The sequence below is a fragment of the Rhodanobacter aciditrophus genome (assembly GCF_050026795.1).
In the GTDB taxonomy this organism is placed as follows: Bacteria; Pseudomonadota; Gammaproteobacteria; order Xanthomonadales; family Rhodanobacteraceae; genus Rhodanobacter_A.
In genome coordinates, this window is sequence record NZ_JALBWP010000009.1 from 92,115 (window position 1) to 106,192 (window position 14,078).

General features: G+C 70.4%; 17 protein-coding genes. 10 read left to right on the forward strand and 7 right to left on the reverse strand.

Translation table 11 applies throughout. The annotated features are described in order from the left end of the window. The first annotated feature begins 11 nt into the window (after positions 1 to 11). The 6 genes from ACQGNW_RS03530 to ampE all read left to right on the forward strand — a co-directional run bounded on the left by ACQGNW_RS03530 (position 12) and on the right by ampE (position 3,793). Positions 12 to 572 (forward strand): RNA pyrophosphohydrolase, encoded by a 561-nt coding sequence (locus ACQGNW_RS03530; RefSeq protein ID WP_426661703.1) that lies wholly within the window; start codon positions 12 to 14, stop codon positions 570 to 572. A gap of 56 nt (positions 573 to 628) precedes the next feature. Further along, a complete protein-coding gene (locus tag ACQGNW_RS03535; RefSeq protein WP_426661704.1) occupies positions 629 to 847 on the forward strand; it encodes a (2Fe-2S)-binding protein in 219 nt (72 codons plus the stop codon). 101 nt (positions 848 to 948) lie between these two features. Then, positions 949 to 1,419 (forward strand): bacterioferritin, encoded by a 471-nt coding sequence (gene bfr / locus ACQGNW_RS03540; protein WP_426661706.1) that lies wholly within the window; start codon positions 949 to 951, stop codon positions 1,417 to 1,419. 76 nt (positions 1,420 to 1,495) lie between these two features. After that, on the forward strand, positions 1,496 to 1,873 hold the full coding sequence (gene erpA / locus ACQGNW_RS03545; protein WP_426661707.1) for an iron-sulfur cluster insertion protein ErpA: 378 nt from the start codon (positions 1,496 to 1,498) through the stop codon (positions 1,871 to 1,873). 5 nt (positions 1,874 to 1,878) lie between these two features. Further along, complete coding sequence (gene nudC, locus ACQGNW_RS03550; RefSeq protein ID WP_426661709.1) at positions 1,879 to 2,850, forward strand: NAD(+) diphosphatase; 972 nt, start codon at positions 1,879 to 1,881, stop codon at positions 2,848 to 2,850. A gap of 73 nt (positions 2,851 to 2,923) precedes the next feature. After that, positions 2,924 to 3,793, forward strand: coding sequence for a regulatory signaling modulator protein AmpE (ampE, locus tag ACQGNW_RS03555; RefSeq protein WP_426661710.1), 870 nt, complete (start codon positions 2,924 to 2,926; stop codon positions 3,791 to 3,793). A gap of 25 nt (positions 3,794 to 3,818) precedes the next feature. On the opposite strand, the gene ACQGNW_RS03560 is transcribed toward ampE, so the two are convergent. Both ACQGNW_RS03560 and ACQGNW_RS03565 read right to left on the reverse strand, forming a co-directional pair. Continuing rightward, a complete protein-coding gene (locus ACQGNW_RS03560; protein ID WP_426661711.1) occupies positions 3,819 to 5,693 on the reverse strand; it encodes an MFS transporter in 1,875 nt (624 codons plus the stop codon). A 97-nt stretch (positions 5,694 to 5,790) separates the two neighbouring features. Next, a complete protein-coding gene (locus tag ACQGNW_RS03565) occupies positions 5,791 to 6,546 on the reverse strand; it encodes a Bax inhibitor-1/YccA family protein (RefSeq protein WP_426661713.1) in 756 nt (251 codons plus the stop codon). Between the two features lie 124 nt (positions 6,547 to 6,670). On the opposite strand from ACQGNW_RS03565, the gene ACQGNW_RS03570 reads away from it, so the two are divergent. Next, positions 6,671 to 6,883: a hypervirulence associated TUDOR domain-containing protein gene (locus ACQGNW_RS03570; protein ID WP_426661714.1), complete on the forward strand. Its 213-nt coding sequence runs from the start codon at positions 6,671 to 6,673 to the stop codon at positions 6,881 to 6,883. Next, entirely contained in the window at positions 6,880 to 7,428 is a 549-nt protein-coding gene (locus ACQGNW_RS03575; RefSeq protein WP_426661716.1) for a DUF488 domain-containing protein, read from the forward strand. The genes ACQGNW_RS03570 and ACQGNW_RS03575 overlap by 4 nt, the downstream gene beginning before the upstream one ends. A gap of 67 nt (positions 7,429 to 7,495) precedes the next feature. Here the strand turns inward: ACQGNW_RS03575 and ACQGNW_RS03580 are convergent, their stop codons facing one another. Further along, a complete protein-coding gene (locus tag ACQGNW_RS03580; RefSeq protein WP_426661718.1) occupies positions 7,496 to 8,479 on the reverse strand; it encodes a helix-turn-helix transcriptional regulator in 984 nt (327 codons plus the stop codon). Between the two features lie 154 nt (positions 8,480 to 8,633). On the opposite strand from ACQGNW_RS03580, the gene ACQGNW_RS03585 reads away from it, so the two are divergent. Next, on the forward strand, positions 8,634 to 9,563 hold the full coding sequence (locus ACQGNW_RS03585) for a hypothetical protein (RefSeq protein ID WP_426661720.1): 930 nt from the start codon (positions 8,634 to 8,636) through the stop codon (positions 9,561 to 9,563). Positions 9,564 to 9,627: 64 nt separating this feature from the next. Next, positions 9,628 to 10,434, forward strand: a complete 807-nt coding sequence (locus ACQGNW_RS03590; protein WP_426661722.1) for a DUF481 domain-containing protein — start codon at positions 9,628 to 9,630, stop codon at positions 10,432 to 10,434. 150 nt (positions 10,435 to 10,584) lie between these two features. Here ACQGNW_RS03590 and hemC read toward each other — a convergent pair whose 3' ends face one another. From hemC to ACQGNW_RS03610, 4 genes are all read right to left on the reverse strand, one after another. Then, positions 10,585 to 11,496: a hydroxymethylbilane synthase gene (gene hemC / locus ACQGNW_RS03595; protein ID WP_426661724.1), complete on the reverse strand. Its 912-nt coding sequence runs from the start codon at positions 11,494 to 11,496 to the stop codon at positions 10,585 to 10,587. Positions 11,497 to 11,576: 80 nt separating this feature from the next. Then, the gene (locus tag ACQGNW_RS03600) at positions 11,577 to 12,281 is read right to left on the reverse strand and encodes a LytR/AlgR family response regulator transcription factor (RefSeq protein ID WP_426661725.1); all 705 of its coding nucleotides are present in this window, start codon (positions 12,279 to 12,281) and stop codon (positions 11,577 to 11,579) included. Next, positions 12,259 to 13,344: a sensor histidine kinase gene (locus ACQGNW_RS03605; protein WP_426661727.1), complete on the reverse strand. Its 1,086-nt coding sequence runs from the start codon at positions 13,342 to 13,344 to the stop codon at positions 12,259 to 12,261. Before ACQGNW_RS03605 ends, ACQGNW_RS03600 begins: the two co-directional genes overlap by 23 nt. Before the next feature lie 30 nt (positions 13,345 to 13,374). Continuing rightward, positions 13,375 to 14,043 (reverse strand): alpha/beta hydrolase, encoded by a 669-nt coding sequence (locus ACQGNW_RS03610; RefSeq protein WP_426661728.1) that lies wholly within the window; start codon positions 14,041 to 14,043, stop codon positions 13,375 to 13,377. Positions 14,044 to 14,078 lie beyond the last annotated feature (35 nt).

The following is a 14,078-nucleotide window of genomic DNA, read 5'->3' on the forward strand; positions in this document are numbered from 1 at the left end:
AGGATGACGAGATGATCGACGTCGATGGCTACCGTCCGAATGTGGGCATCGTGCTGCTGAACGCGGACGGCCGCCTGTTCTGGGCGCGCCGCATCAACCGCGACGGCTGGCAGTTCCCGCAGGGCGGCATGCGCAGCGACGAGACGCCGCTGGAGGCGATGTACCGCGAACTGGAAGAGGAAACCGGCCTGGCGCCCGAGCACGTCGAAGTGGTGGCCTCCACCCGCGGCTGGCTGCGCTACAAGCTCCCGCAGCGCTACGTGCGCCATCACCAGCATCCCACCTGCATCGGCCAGAAGCAGGTGTGGTTCCTGCTCAAGCTGGTCAGCGACGAAGCCTCGCTGCGACTGGATGCATGCGAAAAGCCCGAGTTCGACATCTGGCGCTGGGTGGATTTCTGGTACCCGGCCGCCCACGTGGTGAACTTCAAGCGGCAGGTGTACGAGCGCGCGCTGCGCCATTTCGCGCCACTGGTGGAAGGCATGTGCCGGATCGAACTGGGCCACGCCCCGCCGCGTGAAGCCGCCGACGCCCCGCCGGACGAGGCGCGGCATGGCTGGCGCGCCGCCTGAACCGAGGCAGGCCGGCGCCAACCGCATAGTTGACAATCATTCGCATTTGCGTTCTGATGCGCGGCATGTACATCTGCCTGTGCAACGCCGTCACCGACCACGACATCCGCCGCGAAGTCGCGGCCGGCGCGCGCACGTTCGCCGAACTGCAGGCCCGCACCGGCTGCTCGGACTGCTGCGGCTGCTGCGAGCCCGAGGCCCGCGCCTGCCTGCAGCAGGCCATCGAGCAGGCCGCGGCCACAACCGCGCTGCCTGCCTTCGTCGCGGCCGCCTGAGCCGCCTGCGCGTTTCGCGCGCGAACCGTTGCCGCTCCTGTTTCGCCCACGGGGCGGCGAACTTCGTATAGTCGTCGCATTCCCAGGCAGCGGAGACGGCCATGAAGGGCGATGCCAAGGTCATCGAATTCCTCAACAAGGTGCTCTACAACGAGCTGACCGCGGTCAACCAGTATTTCCTGCACTACCGCATGTTCAAGGACTGGGGCTATCCGGAACTCGCCGAGCACGAGTACAAGGAATCGATCGAGGAGATGAAACACGCCGACCGCCTGATCGAGCGCATCCTGTTCCTCGACGGCCTGCCCAACCTGCAGCACCTGGGCAAGCTGCGCATCGGCGAGAACGCGCTGGAGTGCATCCAGGGCGATCTCGACCTGGAGCTGGCCGCGACCACGGATCTGCGCGCCGCCATCGCGCACAGCGAGGGCATCGCCGACTACGTCAGCCGCGACCTGTTCAAGGGCATCCTGCACGACGAGGAAGAGCACATCGACTGGCTGGAAACCCAGCAGAGCCTGGTCAAGGACATCGGCGCGGAGCGCTACCTGCAGAGCAAGATGCAAGGCTGAGCCGGGCGCTGGTCATGCCATCGCAAGGCGGGCGAAGTATGCTTGTGCTGCCCGCCTGCATCCCCATCTGAGAGCCATGGATACTGTCGTCCCGCTTCCCGCCGTTCCCGACTACCGCAGCAGCGGCGCGCCGCTGCTGTTCACCGAGGCCGCCGCGCGCAAGGTGCACGAGCTGATCGCCGAGGAGGGCAATCCCGCGCTGAAGCTGCGCGTGTACATCTCCGGTGGCGGCTGTTCGGGCTTCCAGTACGGCTTCACGTTCGACGAAGCCCAGGCCGAGGACGATTTCGCGCTGGAACGCGAGGGCGTGACGCTGCTGTGCGATCCGCTGTCGCTGCAATACCTCACCGGCGCCGAGATCGACTACAGCGAGAACCTCGGCGGCTCGCAGTTCGTGATACGCAACCCGAACGCGAAGACCACCTGCGGCTGCGGCTCGTCGTTCTCGACCTGATGCGCATGGGCACGCCAGCGCCGCCCAATACCTTCGCCGGACTCAGCCTGATCCTCGACCGCATGGCCGAGCGTCGCGACGACGCGGCCTGGGTGGCCGTGCAGGCGGCCGCACCCGGCGCACGCTTCCTGCTGCTCGATGCCGAGGGCCGCGCGTTCCTGGAAAGGGGTCGCGATGCCTTGCGCTGGCTCGACGCCGGCGAGCGCCGGCAGCTGTGCGCCGATGTACCGGTCTGGCTGCTCGGCATCGTCGACGGCCACCCGCACTTCCTGTTGGCGCTGGAGGACGACGCGCCGACGTCGGCGCTGGAATCGACGCTGTCCGCGCGCCGCGCCGGCCTGCGCGACGCCGGCCTGCTGCTGCCCGCCGATGAAGCCGGCCTGTTCGCCTACGCCAAGGGCCTGGCGCACTGGCAGCGCGAGACGCGGCATTGCGCGCACTGCGGCGCGCCGCTCGTCATTGTTTCCGCCGGTCATCGCATGCACTGCACGAACGCTGCCTGCGGACGCATGCATTTCCCGCGCACCGACGCCGCGATCATCGTGATCGTGGAGCACGACGGCGCCTGCCTGCTTGGCCGCCAGGCCGCATGGCCCCCCGGGCGCTACTCCACGCTGGCCGGCTTCCTGGAACCGGGCGAGGCGCTGGAGGATGCGGTGCGCCGCGAGGTGATGGAGGAATCCGGCGTGCTGGTTGGCGAGGTGCGCTACCACTCCTCGCAACCCTGGCCGATGCCCGCCTCGCTGATGGTGGGCTTCACCGCGGTGGCGCGCGACCCCACGATCCGCCTGCGCGACCGCGAGCTGGAGGATGCACGCTGGTTCACCCCGCGACAGATCGCCGACGGCATCGCCGACGGCAGCTTCCTGCCGTCCACGCCACTGTCGGTGTCCTACCGCTTGCTGCAGCACTGGTTGCGCGAGCGTGCGGGCATGGAACTCGACGCCCTGCTCGCCGCACGCGCCGAGCACGCCTGAGTCGCGCGTTCGCGCATCATGTGACGGCGCAGCGCCTCGCATACAATGCGGCCAGTCCCCAGAGTCCCTGCGCATGGCCATCCGTCTGCTCGTCGCCCTGATCGCCCTCGGTCTGCTGCACTGGCAGCCGCGCCTTGCGCACTGGCGCAACGACGCCGGCTTCCGCCGCTGGGTGATGCAGCTGGGCGACACCAGCGGCACCGGCCGGGTAGTGCTGGCGCTGCTGCTGCCCCTGCTGCTGTGTGCATTGGCAATCTGGCTGCTGGGCCTGCCGCCGCTGGCCGACTTGCTGCACTTGGTGTTCGCGCTCGCGGTGCTGCTGTTCTGCTTCGGCCCGCATGCGTTCGAGGCCGACCTCGAGGCGATCCTCAAGGCACCGGACGGCGCCAGCCGCGAAGCCGCCGCGCAGGCGCTGGGCGAGGGCGGCGAGCACGTGCCGTGGCGCGCACCGGAACTGGGCGAGGCCACTGCCTACGCCGCGCTGCGCCGGCGCTTCGGCGTACTGTTCTGGTTCTTCCTGCTGGGCCCGGTGGGGGCGCTGCTGTACCGGCTGACGCGCGCGCTGGGCCACGACGACACGCTGCGGCTGGACGAGGAGGCGCGCAGCACCGCCCGCCATCTCGCCAATGCGCTGGACTGGATTCCGGCGCAGCTGCTGGTGTTCACCCTCGCTCTGGTCGGCCACTGGGATGCGGTGATCGGCGCGTGGCGGCGCTGGCATCAGCAGGTGCTGCCGAACGGCTGGTACCGCGAGGGCCCCGGCTTCCTCGGCGCCGCCGCGCGTGCCGACATCCAGGTCGACATCGAGGGCGGCGAGGGCTACGCCGAGGAGCGCAGCGACCCGTTGCTGGAACTGCGTCGCCTGCGCAGCGCATTGCTGCGCGCCCTGCTGGCGTGGCTCAGCGTGGTGGCGCTGATCGTGATCGGCGGCTGGCTGCGCTGATTGCGCCGGGACCGGGGACCCGGACTCAGGCCAGCTCGCCGCGCAATTCGCGCACGCGCGCTTCCAGTGTGGCGGCGCTGACCCGCTCCGGCGGCAGCGGCGCATCGACCACCAGCTCCACGCGGGCGCGGAAGCGTCGCGGCAGGCGTGCCCGGCCCAGCGCGGAGTCGCGCCGGCTCCACATGCTGCCCCACAGCCCGCGCAGCGCCATCGGCAGTACCGGTACCGGCCGGCGCGCGAGGATCTTCTCCACGCCGGGGCGGAATGGCGCGACCGCGCCGTCGCGCGTCAGCGCGCCTTCGGGAAAGATGCACACCAGCTCGCCATCGGCCAGCGCGGCATCGATGGCGTCGTACGCCTGCTGCAGCACCGCGGGGTCTTCCTTCTGCCCCGCGATCGGGATGGCTTTCGCCATCCTGAACAGGGATTTCAGCAACGGGACGTTGAAGATCCTGTAATACATCACGAAGCGCGCCGGCCGGCGCAGGTTCGCCATCAAGAGCAACGGATCGACGTAGCTCACGTGGTTGCACACCAGCAGCGCCGCGCCTTCCTCCGGCACCCGCTGCAGGCCGTCCGCGCGCACGCGGTACAGCGTGCGGGTGAGCAGCCAGGTGATGAAGCGCAGGATGAACTCCGGCACCAGGGTGAAGATGTAGGCCGCCACCAGCACGTTGAGCAGGGCGGCGGCGAGGAAGATCTGCACCGCATCCAGCCCCAGCGCGCCCAGGCCGAGGCCGAAACCCGCCGCGGCCACGATCAGCACCGCGTTCATGATGTTGTTGCCGGCGATGATGCGCGAGAGCTTCTCGCGTGGCGCGCGCGCCTGCACGAAGGCGAACAGCGGCACCACGTAGAGGCCGGCAAAGGCGCCGATCAGGGTGAGGTCGAGCACGATGCGCCAGCTGCCCGCGCCGCGCAGGAAGTCCAGCCAGTCCAGCCCGCGCACCGGCGCGGCACTATGGCGGGCGAAATAGAGATCCACGCCGAACGCGGTGAGCCCGAACGCGCCCAGCGGCACCAGGCCGATCTCCACGCGGCGGCCGGAAAGCTTCTCGCAGGCCAACGCGCCCACGCCGCTGCCGATGGTGAACAGGGTAAGCACCAGGGTATAGACCGTGTTGTCGCCCCCCAGCGTCTCGCGCGTGTAGATCGGCAGCTGCGCGATCAGCACGGTACCGAAGAACCAGAACCAGGAGATGCCCAGCACCGCGTTCCACACCGCGCGGTTGGCGTGGGTGATGCGCAGCACCCGCGCAGTCTCGCCGAACGGATTCCAGTTGATCTTGAGTTCCGGCGCGGTCGCCGGTGCCGGCGGGATCGCACGGCAGCTGAGGTAGCCGATCACCGCCACGGCCAGGGTGATGCCCGCCGCCAGCCACGGCCCCGCTCGCGCCACGCCCATCGAGGTGGTGCCGGCGATCATGCCCAGCAGGATCGCCAGCTGCGTGCCCATCTCCACCAGCCCGTTGCCGCCCACCAGCTCGGCCGGCTTCAGCGCCTGCGGCAGGATCGCGTACTTGATCGGCCCGAACACGGTGGAGTGCAGCCCCATCATGAAAAGCACCACGAGCAGCAGCATCGCGTGGTGGGTGATGAAGCCCGCGGCGGCCACCGCCATCGCCAGGATCTCGAACAGCTTCACCCAGCGGATGATGCGCGTCTTCTCGAACCGCTCCGCCAGCTGCCCCGCGCTGGCCGAGAACAGGAAGAACGGCAGGATGAACAGCGCCGGCGCGAAGTTCGTGTAGAGCGAGGCTGCGTGGTCGTCCAGCCCCAGCTGGAACGCCACCAGCACCAGCAGCGCATTGCGGAACGCATTGTCGTTGAACGCCGCCAGCGCCTGCGTCCAGAAGAACGGCGCGAAGCGGCGCTGGCCGAACAGGGCGAACTGGCTCATGCGGGTCCTTGCGGCGGAGTCGGCGATCAGCTTAGCCGATGCCCCTGACCCCGCCCCAGCCCTCCCCCGCACGCAGGGGAGGGTCTGCGCCGCCCGGTCAGTTCCGCGATTGCAGCTTCGAGAGGAGGCGCAGCATCTCCAGGTACAGCCACACCAGGGTGACCACCAGAGCGAACGCGCCGTACCACTCCATGTACTTCGGCGCGCCGGCATGGACTCCCTGCTCGATCATGTCGAAATCCAGCACCAGGTTCAGCGCCGCGATCGCCACCACGGCGAGGCTGAACAGGATGCCGATGCCGCTGCTGGCGCCGATGAAGCCGAAGGAGTGGCCGAAGAAGCCCATCACGAAGCTGGCCAGGTACACCAGCAGCACGCCGCCGGTGGCGGCGACCACGCCCGCGCGGAACTTGTCGGTGACGCGGATCAGCCCACTGCGATAGCCCAGCAGCAGCACCGCCATGGTGCCGAAGGTGAGCGCCACCGCCTGCATCACGATGCCCGGATAGCGCATCTCGAAGATGGCCGACAGCGCGCCCACGAACACGCCCTCGGCCAGCGCGTAGAGCGGCGCCGTGACCGGTGCCCAGGTCTGCTTGAACGCGGTAAGCATGGCCAGCACGAAACCCGCCAGCGCGCCGGCGAGCACCAGCGGCCCCAGCGCGGGCAGGCTGGCCGGACCGGCGAAACGGCTCCAGCTGAACATCGCACCGACCACCACCAGCACCAGTAGCAGGCCGGTCTTGTTGACGGTCCCGTTCAGGCTCATCGCACCGTCGTCGCGGCTGAATACCGCGCCGCTGGCCGCATCGAGGAAGGTGTTCTTGTTGAGTGCGGGATTGCCGCTTTGCATGTCGTACTCCTGTCGGGTTGTCGCCATCCTGACCTGCCGCCGCGAGACCGGCAAGCGGTGACCTCGCCTGCACGCCGTCGCTGCGAGGATGGCGGACATCTTCAAACAGGCAGAGACCGCCGCCATGCACCAGCAGTTCCACGTCGGCGACCACGTGCGCTGGAATTCCGAAGCCGGCTACGTCACCGGCCGCATCGTGAAAGTGCACACGGCCGATACGCTGTACAAGGGCCATCCGCGCCACTGCAGCCCGGCTGACCCACAGTACGAGATCAAGAGCGACAGGACCGACCACGTCGCCATGCACAAGGGCACGGCGCTGCAGAAGATCGCGTGAACGCCCCTGCTCCCGCCACGATCTGGACGATCGGCCACTCCACCCGCACGCTGGAGGAATTCCTCGCCCTGCTCGCGGCGTTCCGCATCGAGGCGATCGCCGACGTGCGCCGCTTCCCCGGCTCGCGGCGCTGCCCGCAGTTCGCGCGCGACACGCTGGCCGCCGGCCTGCCCGTGCGCGGCGTCGGCTATGCGTGGTTTCCCCAGCTGGGCGGACGCCGCCGCACGCGCCCGGATTCGCCGAACACCGCCTGGCGCAACGCCGCGTTCCGCGGCTACGCCGACCACCTCGCCAGCACGGAATTCGCCGAGGGACTGGCAGCGCTGCTGGCGTTCGCGGCGCGCCAGCGCACGGCAGTGATGTGCGCCGAGGCGGTGTGGTGGCGCTGCCACCGCTCGATCATCGCCGACGTGCTGAAGCAGCGCGGCATCGAGGTGATCCATATCCTCGACCTGCAGCACGGCGTGGTGCATCCGTGGACCTCGGCTGCGCACATCGAGAATGGCGAGCTGAGCTACGCGGCGCCGCCATCGACACCGCGGTAGCAGCGCGCCCGTGCGCCGACGCCTCTGGCCCGATCGGCCTGCCAGGGCGTCCGCACGCAAGGCGCTCCTACCGTGGCGGGCTCTGATAAGCACCCTGGGCCAGCTGCAGCAGGATCTTCATCTCCTCGCGCAGCGGCAGCGGCGCGATCACCTCGGCGTCCGGGCCGTACTTGAGCACGTCCATCAGCAGCTCCTTGGAATTGGAATAGGGCAGCTGCAGCTCGTAGCGGCCGTCGGCCAGCCATTCGCCCTTCTGCTGCGAATGCCAGTGCTCGTCGGCCACCCAGCGCGCGGCGTGCGAGGAGAAGCGGATCGTGGCCCAGGCCTTGGGCTGGCCGGCGAAGATGCCGTAGCTGGAGGCGAGCGTCTGGTCGAGTTCGGCCTCGGGCACGTCGCGTGCGGGGGCGTCCAGCGCCTGCGCCTCGGCGATGCGGTCCACCGCGAAGCTGCGCAGTGCCTCGCGGTCGTGGTCCCACACGTCGAGGTACCAGTTGTCGCGGTAATGGGTGAGGCGCTGGGGCGACACCGTGCGGCGGCTGTCCGCGCCGGTGGTGCGCGCGCGGTAGCGGAAGCGCAGCTGCTTCCGCTCCAGCACCGCGCCCGCCACGATGCGGAACGCCTGCTGGTCGAGCTTGCGCGCGCCCCACGGGATCACCCGGATGCGCTCCACCGGCAACGCCTTGCCGCTGCCGCGGTCGGACAGCAGGTGCTCGATGCGCGACTTGAACGGTGCCAGCGCACCGGCCAGCACGCCGGGGCCGCTGCGCCCGATCAGCTCGTTGAGCGCCAGAAGTGCCGCCAGCTCGTCGGAAGTGAGCCACAGACCCGGCAATTCGAAGCGCTCGCCTTCGGCCTGTTCGTAGCGGAACGCGGCATGCTCGCCGCCACCGCTCTCGATAGGCGCGCCCAGCGCGTCGCGCAGGAAGCCGATGTCGCGGTACAGCGTGGCGCGCGAGCACTCCAGCTCGTCCATCAACTTGGGCAGCGGCACCGGGTAATGCGCCGACTTCAGCAGGCGATGCAGGGTGAGGATGCGTTCGTAGCGGTCCATGGCGGGCTCGGCGGTCGCGGCGGTAGTGCAGGGCGGAGTTGCTAGCATGGGTACGCCTGCCGGCGCCCGCAAGCCTGCCGAACGTTTGCCTAACCCGCACTCCCGACGGCTGGCTTAAGCTTGGAACTCCGCCTTCGACGGACGGTACCCGCCCATGCAACCCACCCGCGAGCGGCCCGGCGCGACCGCCACCGGCGTCGCGATGCCAGCGCCGTCGAACGCCCGGCCGACCCGCGCGGCCGCGCTGATGCAGGTGCTCGCCACCGGCGGGTACGGCGTGTGGCTGTGGCTGGGCCTGTCGTTGCTGCTGGGGGTGAGCCCGCCGGGCCGCAACGGCACCCTGGTTCCGCTGGGTTTGGGCGCCGTGCTGACCGGCAGCGGCCTGCTGCTGGCCAGCCTGCGGATACCGGGATTGGCCAGCTGGCACGGCTGGCAGCCGCGGCCCGGCCATCGCCCCACGCGTTCGGCACTGATGGCGCTGGCGACCTGGTTGCCGGTGCTGGCGGTGGCAGGACTGGCGCGTGGCGACAATGGCTTCTGGGTGACCCGGCTGGCCGGCGCGGCGCTGATGCTCTGCAGCCTCGTCAGCCTGCTGCTGGCCACCCACGACGACCGCGCCTGCCTGCCGCTCCCGCTGCAGCGCGCGACCGCCCTGCTGCCGGCCTGCCGCATCACCATCGCGGCCTACATCGGCGGCCTCTGGCTGTGGTTGTGCGTGCTGGCGCAGGGCGAGTTCGAAGGCGGCCGCGGCGCCTACCTGTGGGTACTGCTGCTGCTGGCGCTGTCGCTGGGCCAGGGACTGCTCGAAAGCGGGCTGTGGCAATCCCTGCGCGAACCCGAGACGCCCTCCGGCGAGGCGGTGGCGAAACACGGCAGCTTCCCCGCGCGCCTCGTCGCCGCGCTGCTGAGCTACGCGCTGCCATGTACGGCGCTGCTGCTGGGCGGCGTCGCGGGCAGCCTGCCGGCGGCCGCGCTCGCCGCGCCCGGCAGCCTGCTGGGCCAGCTGCTGGAGCGTTATCTGTACGAGGGCGCGCTGGCCGTGGCGGCGGGCGCGAGGCCGCCCGCACCCGGCCGTGTTCATTGAAAATTCAAGCCGTTCCGTTAAGGTGTGCCACTTACAATTGTTTAACGAAACGGAATCCCCACCGATGAACAAGACCCTGATCGCCGCCTTGCTGCTGGCGGCGTGCACCAGCTTCGCCGCGCAGGCGCAAGACGCCGACAACGGCGCGAACAACGGCGGCTGGAGTGGTTCGGGCGAGTTCGGCTTCGCCTCCGCCACCGGCAACACCCGCTCGCAGAACGTCAACGCGAAGCTCGGCCTGAACCAGGAAAACGAGCAGTGGAAGAACAGCTTCTTCCTCGACGTGCTGCGCACCAAGGTGCAGCAGAAGGTGATCGACCAGGCCGGCAACACCATCGAGCAGTTCAACACCACCGCCAACCGCTACGACGGCGGCGCCTCCGTGGGCTACAAGCTCGATCCGCGCAGCTACATCGTGGGCGCGGCCCGCTACGACCACGACCAGTTCGGTGCCAACCTGTGGCAGGGCGTGGTCTCGCTGGGCTACGGCTACATCGCACTGAAGGACGCCCGCAACGAGCTGTCGTTCGAAATCGGCCCCGGCTACAAGAAGTACCGCCCGGCGGATCTCACCGTGATCGTCAATGGCGCCTCCAGCAGGGAACGGCAGCCCGTGCAGCACGAGGTGGTGGCGCGCGGCCTGGTCAACTACAAGTTCCGCCTCACCGCCAACACCTCGTTCGAGGACACGTTCCTCACCGAAGCGGGCTCCAAGAACACCTATCTGCAGAACGACGCCGGGCTCGCCGTCAGCATGACCAAGAAGCTGGCGCTGAAGGTCGGCTTCCAGGTGCGCCGCAACAGCGATGTGCTGCCGGGCATCAAGAAGACCGACACGCTGACCACCACCAACCTGGTCTACAACTTCTGACCGGCAGACCAGCGATCGGCCTATCGCTGGTCTGCGCGACCCCCGGATGGGTCGCTCGCCGATCAAGCACGCGGGCTTGATCGGCGTCGAACAGGGGACACGAGACATATGACGGCCCCAGCCTCCGGCGGGGCCGTTTTCGTGCCGGAGTCAGGCCCCCAGGAACTCTGCCGCACCTTGGCCCAGCAGCGCCTGCGCCACCGTGCGCCCCAGCGCCTCGGCATCCTCGCCGTCCGCCTGTGCGTGCAGCAGGCGCCCCCCGGCGGCATCGCCCACCAGGCCGCGCAGGTGCAGGCCGCGCTCGGTGAGCGTGCACCACGCGCCCACCGGCACCGTGCAGCTGCCGCCGAGCGCCTGGTTCATCGCGCGCTCGGCCCCGACCTCCAGCCGCGTACCGGCGTCGTCCAGCACACCGAGCAGGGCCAGCACGGCAGGCTGGTCGGCGCGTGCCTCGATCGCGATCGCCGCCTGTCCCGGCGCCGGCAGCCAGTCGGGCGCGGCCAGCCGGCTGCGGATGCGCCCGGCCAGGCCCAGCCGCTCCAGCCCGGCGCAGGCCAGCACGATCGCGTCGTAGTGACCGGCATCCAGCTTCGCCAGGCGCGTACCCACGTTGCCGCGCAGGTCCAGCAGCTCCAGGTCGGGCCGCAGCGCGCGCAGCTGCGCCTGCCGGCGCAGCGAGGACGTGCCCACCCTCGCGCCCGGCGGCAGCGCGGCGAGATCGGCATGGTGGATGCTGACGAAGGCGTCCGCCGCGTCCGCGCGGGGCAGGATCGCCGGCAGCACGAAGCTCGGCTCCAGTTCCGCCGGCACGTCCTTCAGCGAGTGCACGGCGAGGTCGGCGCGGCCTTCCAGCATCGCCACCTCCAGCTCCTTGAGGAACAGCCCCTTGCCGCCGATCGTCGCCAGCGGCTTGTCGAGGATCTCGTCGCCGCGCGTGGACAGCGGCACCAGTTCCACCGCCAGCCCCGGGTGCGCCGCGCGCAGCAGCGCCGCCACGTGCTCGGCCTGCCACAGCGCGAGCGCGCTCTTGCGGGTGGCGATGCGCAGGGTGTTCGGGGTCATGCGGGCTCCACGGTCTGGCTCGTGCGCCATTGTCGCCGATGCCATGGCCGCTGCGCAGGCAGCGACGAATCGACGCGGCCTCACCCCATGCGCAGCAGCTTGCGCAGTGCGGGCAGGTTGCGCCGGCTCACCTCGGGGCTGAAGTCGGTGCCGGCCAGGCGGGCCAGCACGCGGCCGTCGGGCAGGCTCTTCAGGCCGAGCAGACGGGCGGGCGGCACCAGGCAGTTGCGGTGCAGGCGGATCAGCTGGTCGGGATAGGCCTCCTCCAGCTGGCGCAGCGACTCGTCGATCAGCAGCTCGCCGCCGGCGTGCCGCACGCACACGTATTTCTCCTCCGCGAGCAGGCAGATCACCTCGTCCAGCGCCACGCGCACCTGCTCGTCGCGCACGCGCGCGTGCAGCCACGCGGTGGCGGTGCGCGGCGCTTCGGCCAGCCGCTTGCGCGCGCGCTGCAGCGCCTCGCGCAGGCGCTCCAGCCGCACCGGCTTCAGCAGGTAGTCCACGGCCTCCAGCTCGAAGGCGTGCAGCGCATGGTTCTCGTAGGCTGTGCAGAACACCACCTGCGGCCGCGCGCGCCCGGCCAGCCGCGCGGCCAGGGCCAGGCCGTCCAGGCCCGGCATGTTGATGTCCAGCAGCAGCAGGTCGGGCTGCAGGTCGGCCAGCGCGGCCAGCGCGGCCTCGCCGTCGCCGACGCTACCGGCCAGTTCCGCGCCCTCGCATTCGCCCAGCAGCGCGGCGAGCCGCAGGCGCGCCAGCGGCTCGTCATCGACGATCAGCACGCGCATCGCCGTCCTCCCTGCTCGTCGACGGGCCGTGTTCCAGCGGCAGCCGCAGGCTCACCACGTAGCGCTCGCCCTCCGGTCCGGCCCGCACCGCAGCGCGCGGACCGTAGCGGAACGCCACGCGCCGGCGCACGCTGTCCAGGCCATGGCCGCTGCCGCCGCGCGTGGGCGACGCCGGCAGCGGGTTGGCGATCTCGATCTCGATCGCCCCGCTCCCGCATGCGCCGCACAGCGTCACCACGCCGCCTTCGCGCAGCGGCTGGATGCCGTGGCGCACCGCATTCTCCACCAGCGGCTGCAGCAGCAGGCGCGGCAGCGGAAAGCCGGGCGGCAGGTCGTCCAGCTCGCGCTGCACGCGCAGGCGGCCGCCGAGGCGCAGCTGCTCGATCGCAAGATAGCGGTCGATCAGGCCCAGCTCCTCGCCCAGCGTGCCGTCGCCTTGCTCATGCTGGCCCAGCGCGGCGCGGAACAGCTCGGCCAGGTCCTCCACCGTGCGCTCGGCCGCCACCGGATCGACCGGGATCAGTGCCGCCACGGTGTTCATGCTGTTGAACAGGAAATGCGGGCGGATGCGCGCCTGCAGTGCTTCCACCTGGGCGCGCGTCACCGCGGCGAGGCGCAGGCGCCACTGCGCGGCGACGTAGAAGTAGCGCAGGATCGCCGCGCCGAGCAGCGCGGCGATCAGCACGTTGTCGCGCACGAAAGCCGCCGGGCCGTTGCGCAGCAGGCCCATCTGCAGCGCCTCGTCCAGCCCGTGCGCCACCCAGCTCGCCGCGCCCACGATCGGCATGATCAGCAGCCACGCGGCGAGGTAGGGCAGGTGCCCGGGCAGGCGCTGCAGCCACGTCCGCAGCAGGCACAGCGCCACCCCGATCACCAGCGCCAGCCAGGTCACGAACAGGATGCCGACGCTGTAGCCGGAGAGGTCGCGATGGTCGCCCGCGGCAAGCCACACCACAGTCGCCGCAAGCGCACCGGTCACCAGCAGGGTGAACAGCACCGGCAGGCTGCAGAAGTCCGGCAGCGGACTCGGTTCGTCGGGGTGGCGAAAGAGAGGCTCGCGCATGCGCGCAGTATGCCGCAGCACCGGGCCGGTTCAGCCCAGGCGCGCGCCGAGCCACGCACGCAGATCGGCGATTTCCTCGGCGCAGACCGCATGCGCCATCGGGTAGCTGTGCCAGTCCACGCGATAGCCCAGGCTTTGCAGCTGGTCACGGCTGGCGCTGCCGCGCGGCGGGATCACCACCGGATCGAACGTGCCATGCGCCTGGAAGATCGGCACATCCGCGTTCGCCGCACTGCGCTCGGCAGCGAGCGTGCCGGCGATCGGCAGGTAGGTGGACAGCGCCACGATGCCGGCCAGCCGCGAGGCATGGCGCAGGCCCGCCGCCAATGCGATCGCGCCGCCCTGCGAGAAGCCGGCGAGGAAGACGCGCCCGTCCGGCACCCCGCGCCCGCGCTCGCGGTCGATCAGCGCCTCGGTGGCGGCGATGGAAGCGCGGATGCCGGCCTCGTCCTGCTGCGCCACCAGGTCGAAGCCGTAGATGTCGTACCACGCGCGCATCGCCATGCCGCCGTTGACCGTCACCGGCCGCACCGGCGCGTGCGGGAACACGAAGCGCAGCGCCGGCCAGTCCGCCGCCACCAGTTCCGGCACGATCGGCGCGAAGTCGTGGCCGTCCGCGCCGAGGCCATGCAACCAGATCACGCTGCAGCGGGGACTGGCGGCGGTTTCGATTTCGACGGCGGGGAGCGGTGCGGGCATGGCGGGGATCGCGGCGGCAAGGCGCACAGCTTAGC

Excerpts from the sequence above, each read along its gene's own strand:
- ACQGNW_RS03530 (WP_426661703.1), top strand. The coding sequence starts at position 12 with ATGATCGACGTCGATGGCTACCGTCCGAATGTGGGCATCGTGCTGCTG.
- ACQGNW_RS03535 (WP_426661704.1), top strand. The coding sequence starts at position 629 with ATGCGCGGCATGTACATCTGCCTGTGCAACGCCGTCACCGACCACGAC.
- bfr (WP_426661706.1), top strand. The coding sequence starts at position 949 with ATGAAGGGCGATGCCAAGGTCATCGAATTCCTCAACAAGGTGCTCTAC.
- erpA (WP_426661707.1), top strand. The coding sequence starts at position 1,496 with ATGGATACTGTCGTCCCGCTTCCCGCCGTTCCCGACTACCGCAGCAGC.
- nudC (WP_426661709.1), top strand. The coding sequence starts at position 1,879 with ATGGGCACGCCAGCGCCGCCCAATACCTTCGCCGGACTCAGCCTGATC.
- ampE (WP_426661710.1), top strand. The coding sequence starts at position 2,924 with ATGGCCATCCGTCTGCTCGTCGCCCTGATCGCCCTCGGTCTGCTGCAC.
- ACQGNW_RS03560 (WP_426661711.1), bottom strand. The coding sequence starts at position 5,693 with ATGAGCCAGTTCGCCCTGTTCGGCCAGCGCCGCTTCGCGCCGTTCTTC.
- ACQGNW_RS03565 (WP_426661713.1), bottom strand. The coding sequence starts at position 6,546 with ATGCAAAGCGGCAATCCCGCACTCAACAAGAACACCTTCCTCGATGCG.
- ACQGNW_RS03570 (WP_426661714.1), top strand. The coding sequence starts at position 6,671 with ATGCACCAGCAGTTCCACGTCGGCGACCACGTGCGCTGGAATTCCGAA.
- ACQGNW_RS03580 (WP_426661718.1), bottom strand. The coding sequence starts at position 8,479 with ATGGACCGCTACGAACGCATCCTCACCCTGCATCGCCTGCTGAAGTCG.
- ACQGNW_RS03585 (WP_426661720.1), top strand. The coding sequence starts at position 8,634 with ATGCAACCCACCCGCGAGCGGCCCGGCGCGACCGCCACCGGCGTCGCG.
- ACQGNW_RS03590 (WP_426661722.1), top strand. The coding sequence starts at position 9,628 with ATGAACAAGACCCTGATCGCCGCCTTGCTGCTGGCGGCGTGCACCAGC.
- hemC (WP_426661724.1), bottom strand. The coding sequence starts at position 11,496 with ATGACCCCGAACACCCTGCGCATCGCCACCCGCAAGAGCGCGCTCGCG.
- ACQGNW_RS03600 (WP_426661725.1), bottom strand. The coding sequence starts at position 12,281 with ATGCGCGTGCTGATCGTCGATGACGAGCCGCTGGCGCGCCTGCGGCTC.
- ACQGNW_RS03605 (WP_426661727.1), bottom strand. The coding sequence starts at position 13,344 with ATGCGCGAGCCTCTCTTTCGCCACCCCGACGAACCGAGTCCGCTGCCG.
- ACQGNW_RS03610 (WP_426661728.1), bottom strand. The coding sequence starts at position 14,043 with ATGCCCGCACCGCTCCCCGCCGTCGAAATCGAAACCGCCGCCAGTCCC.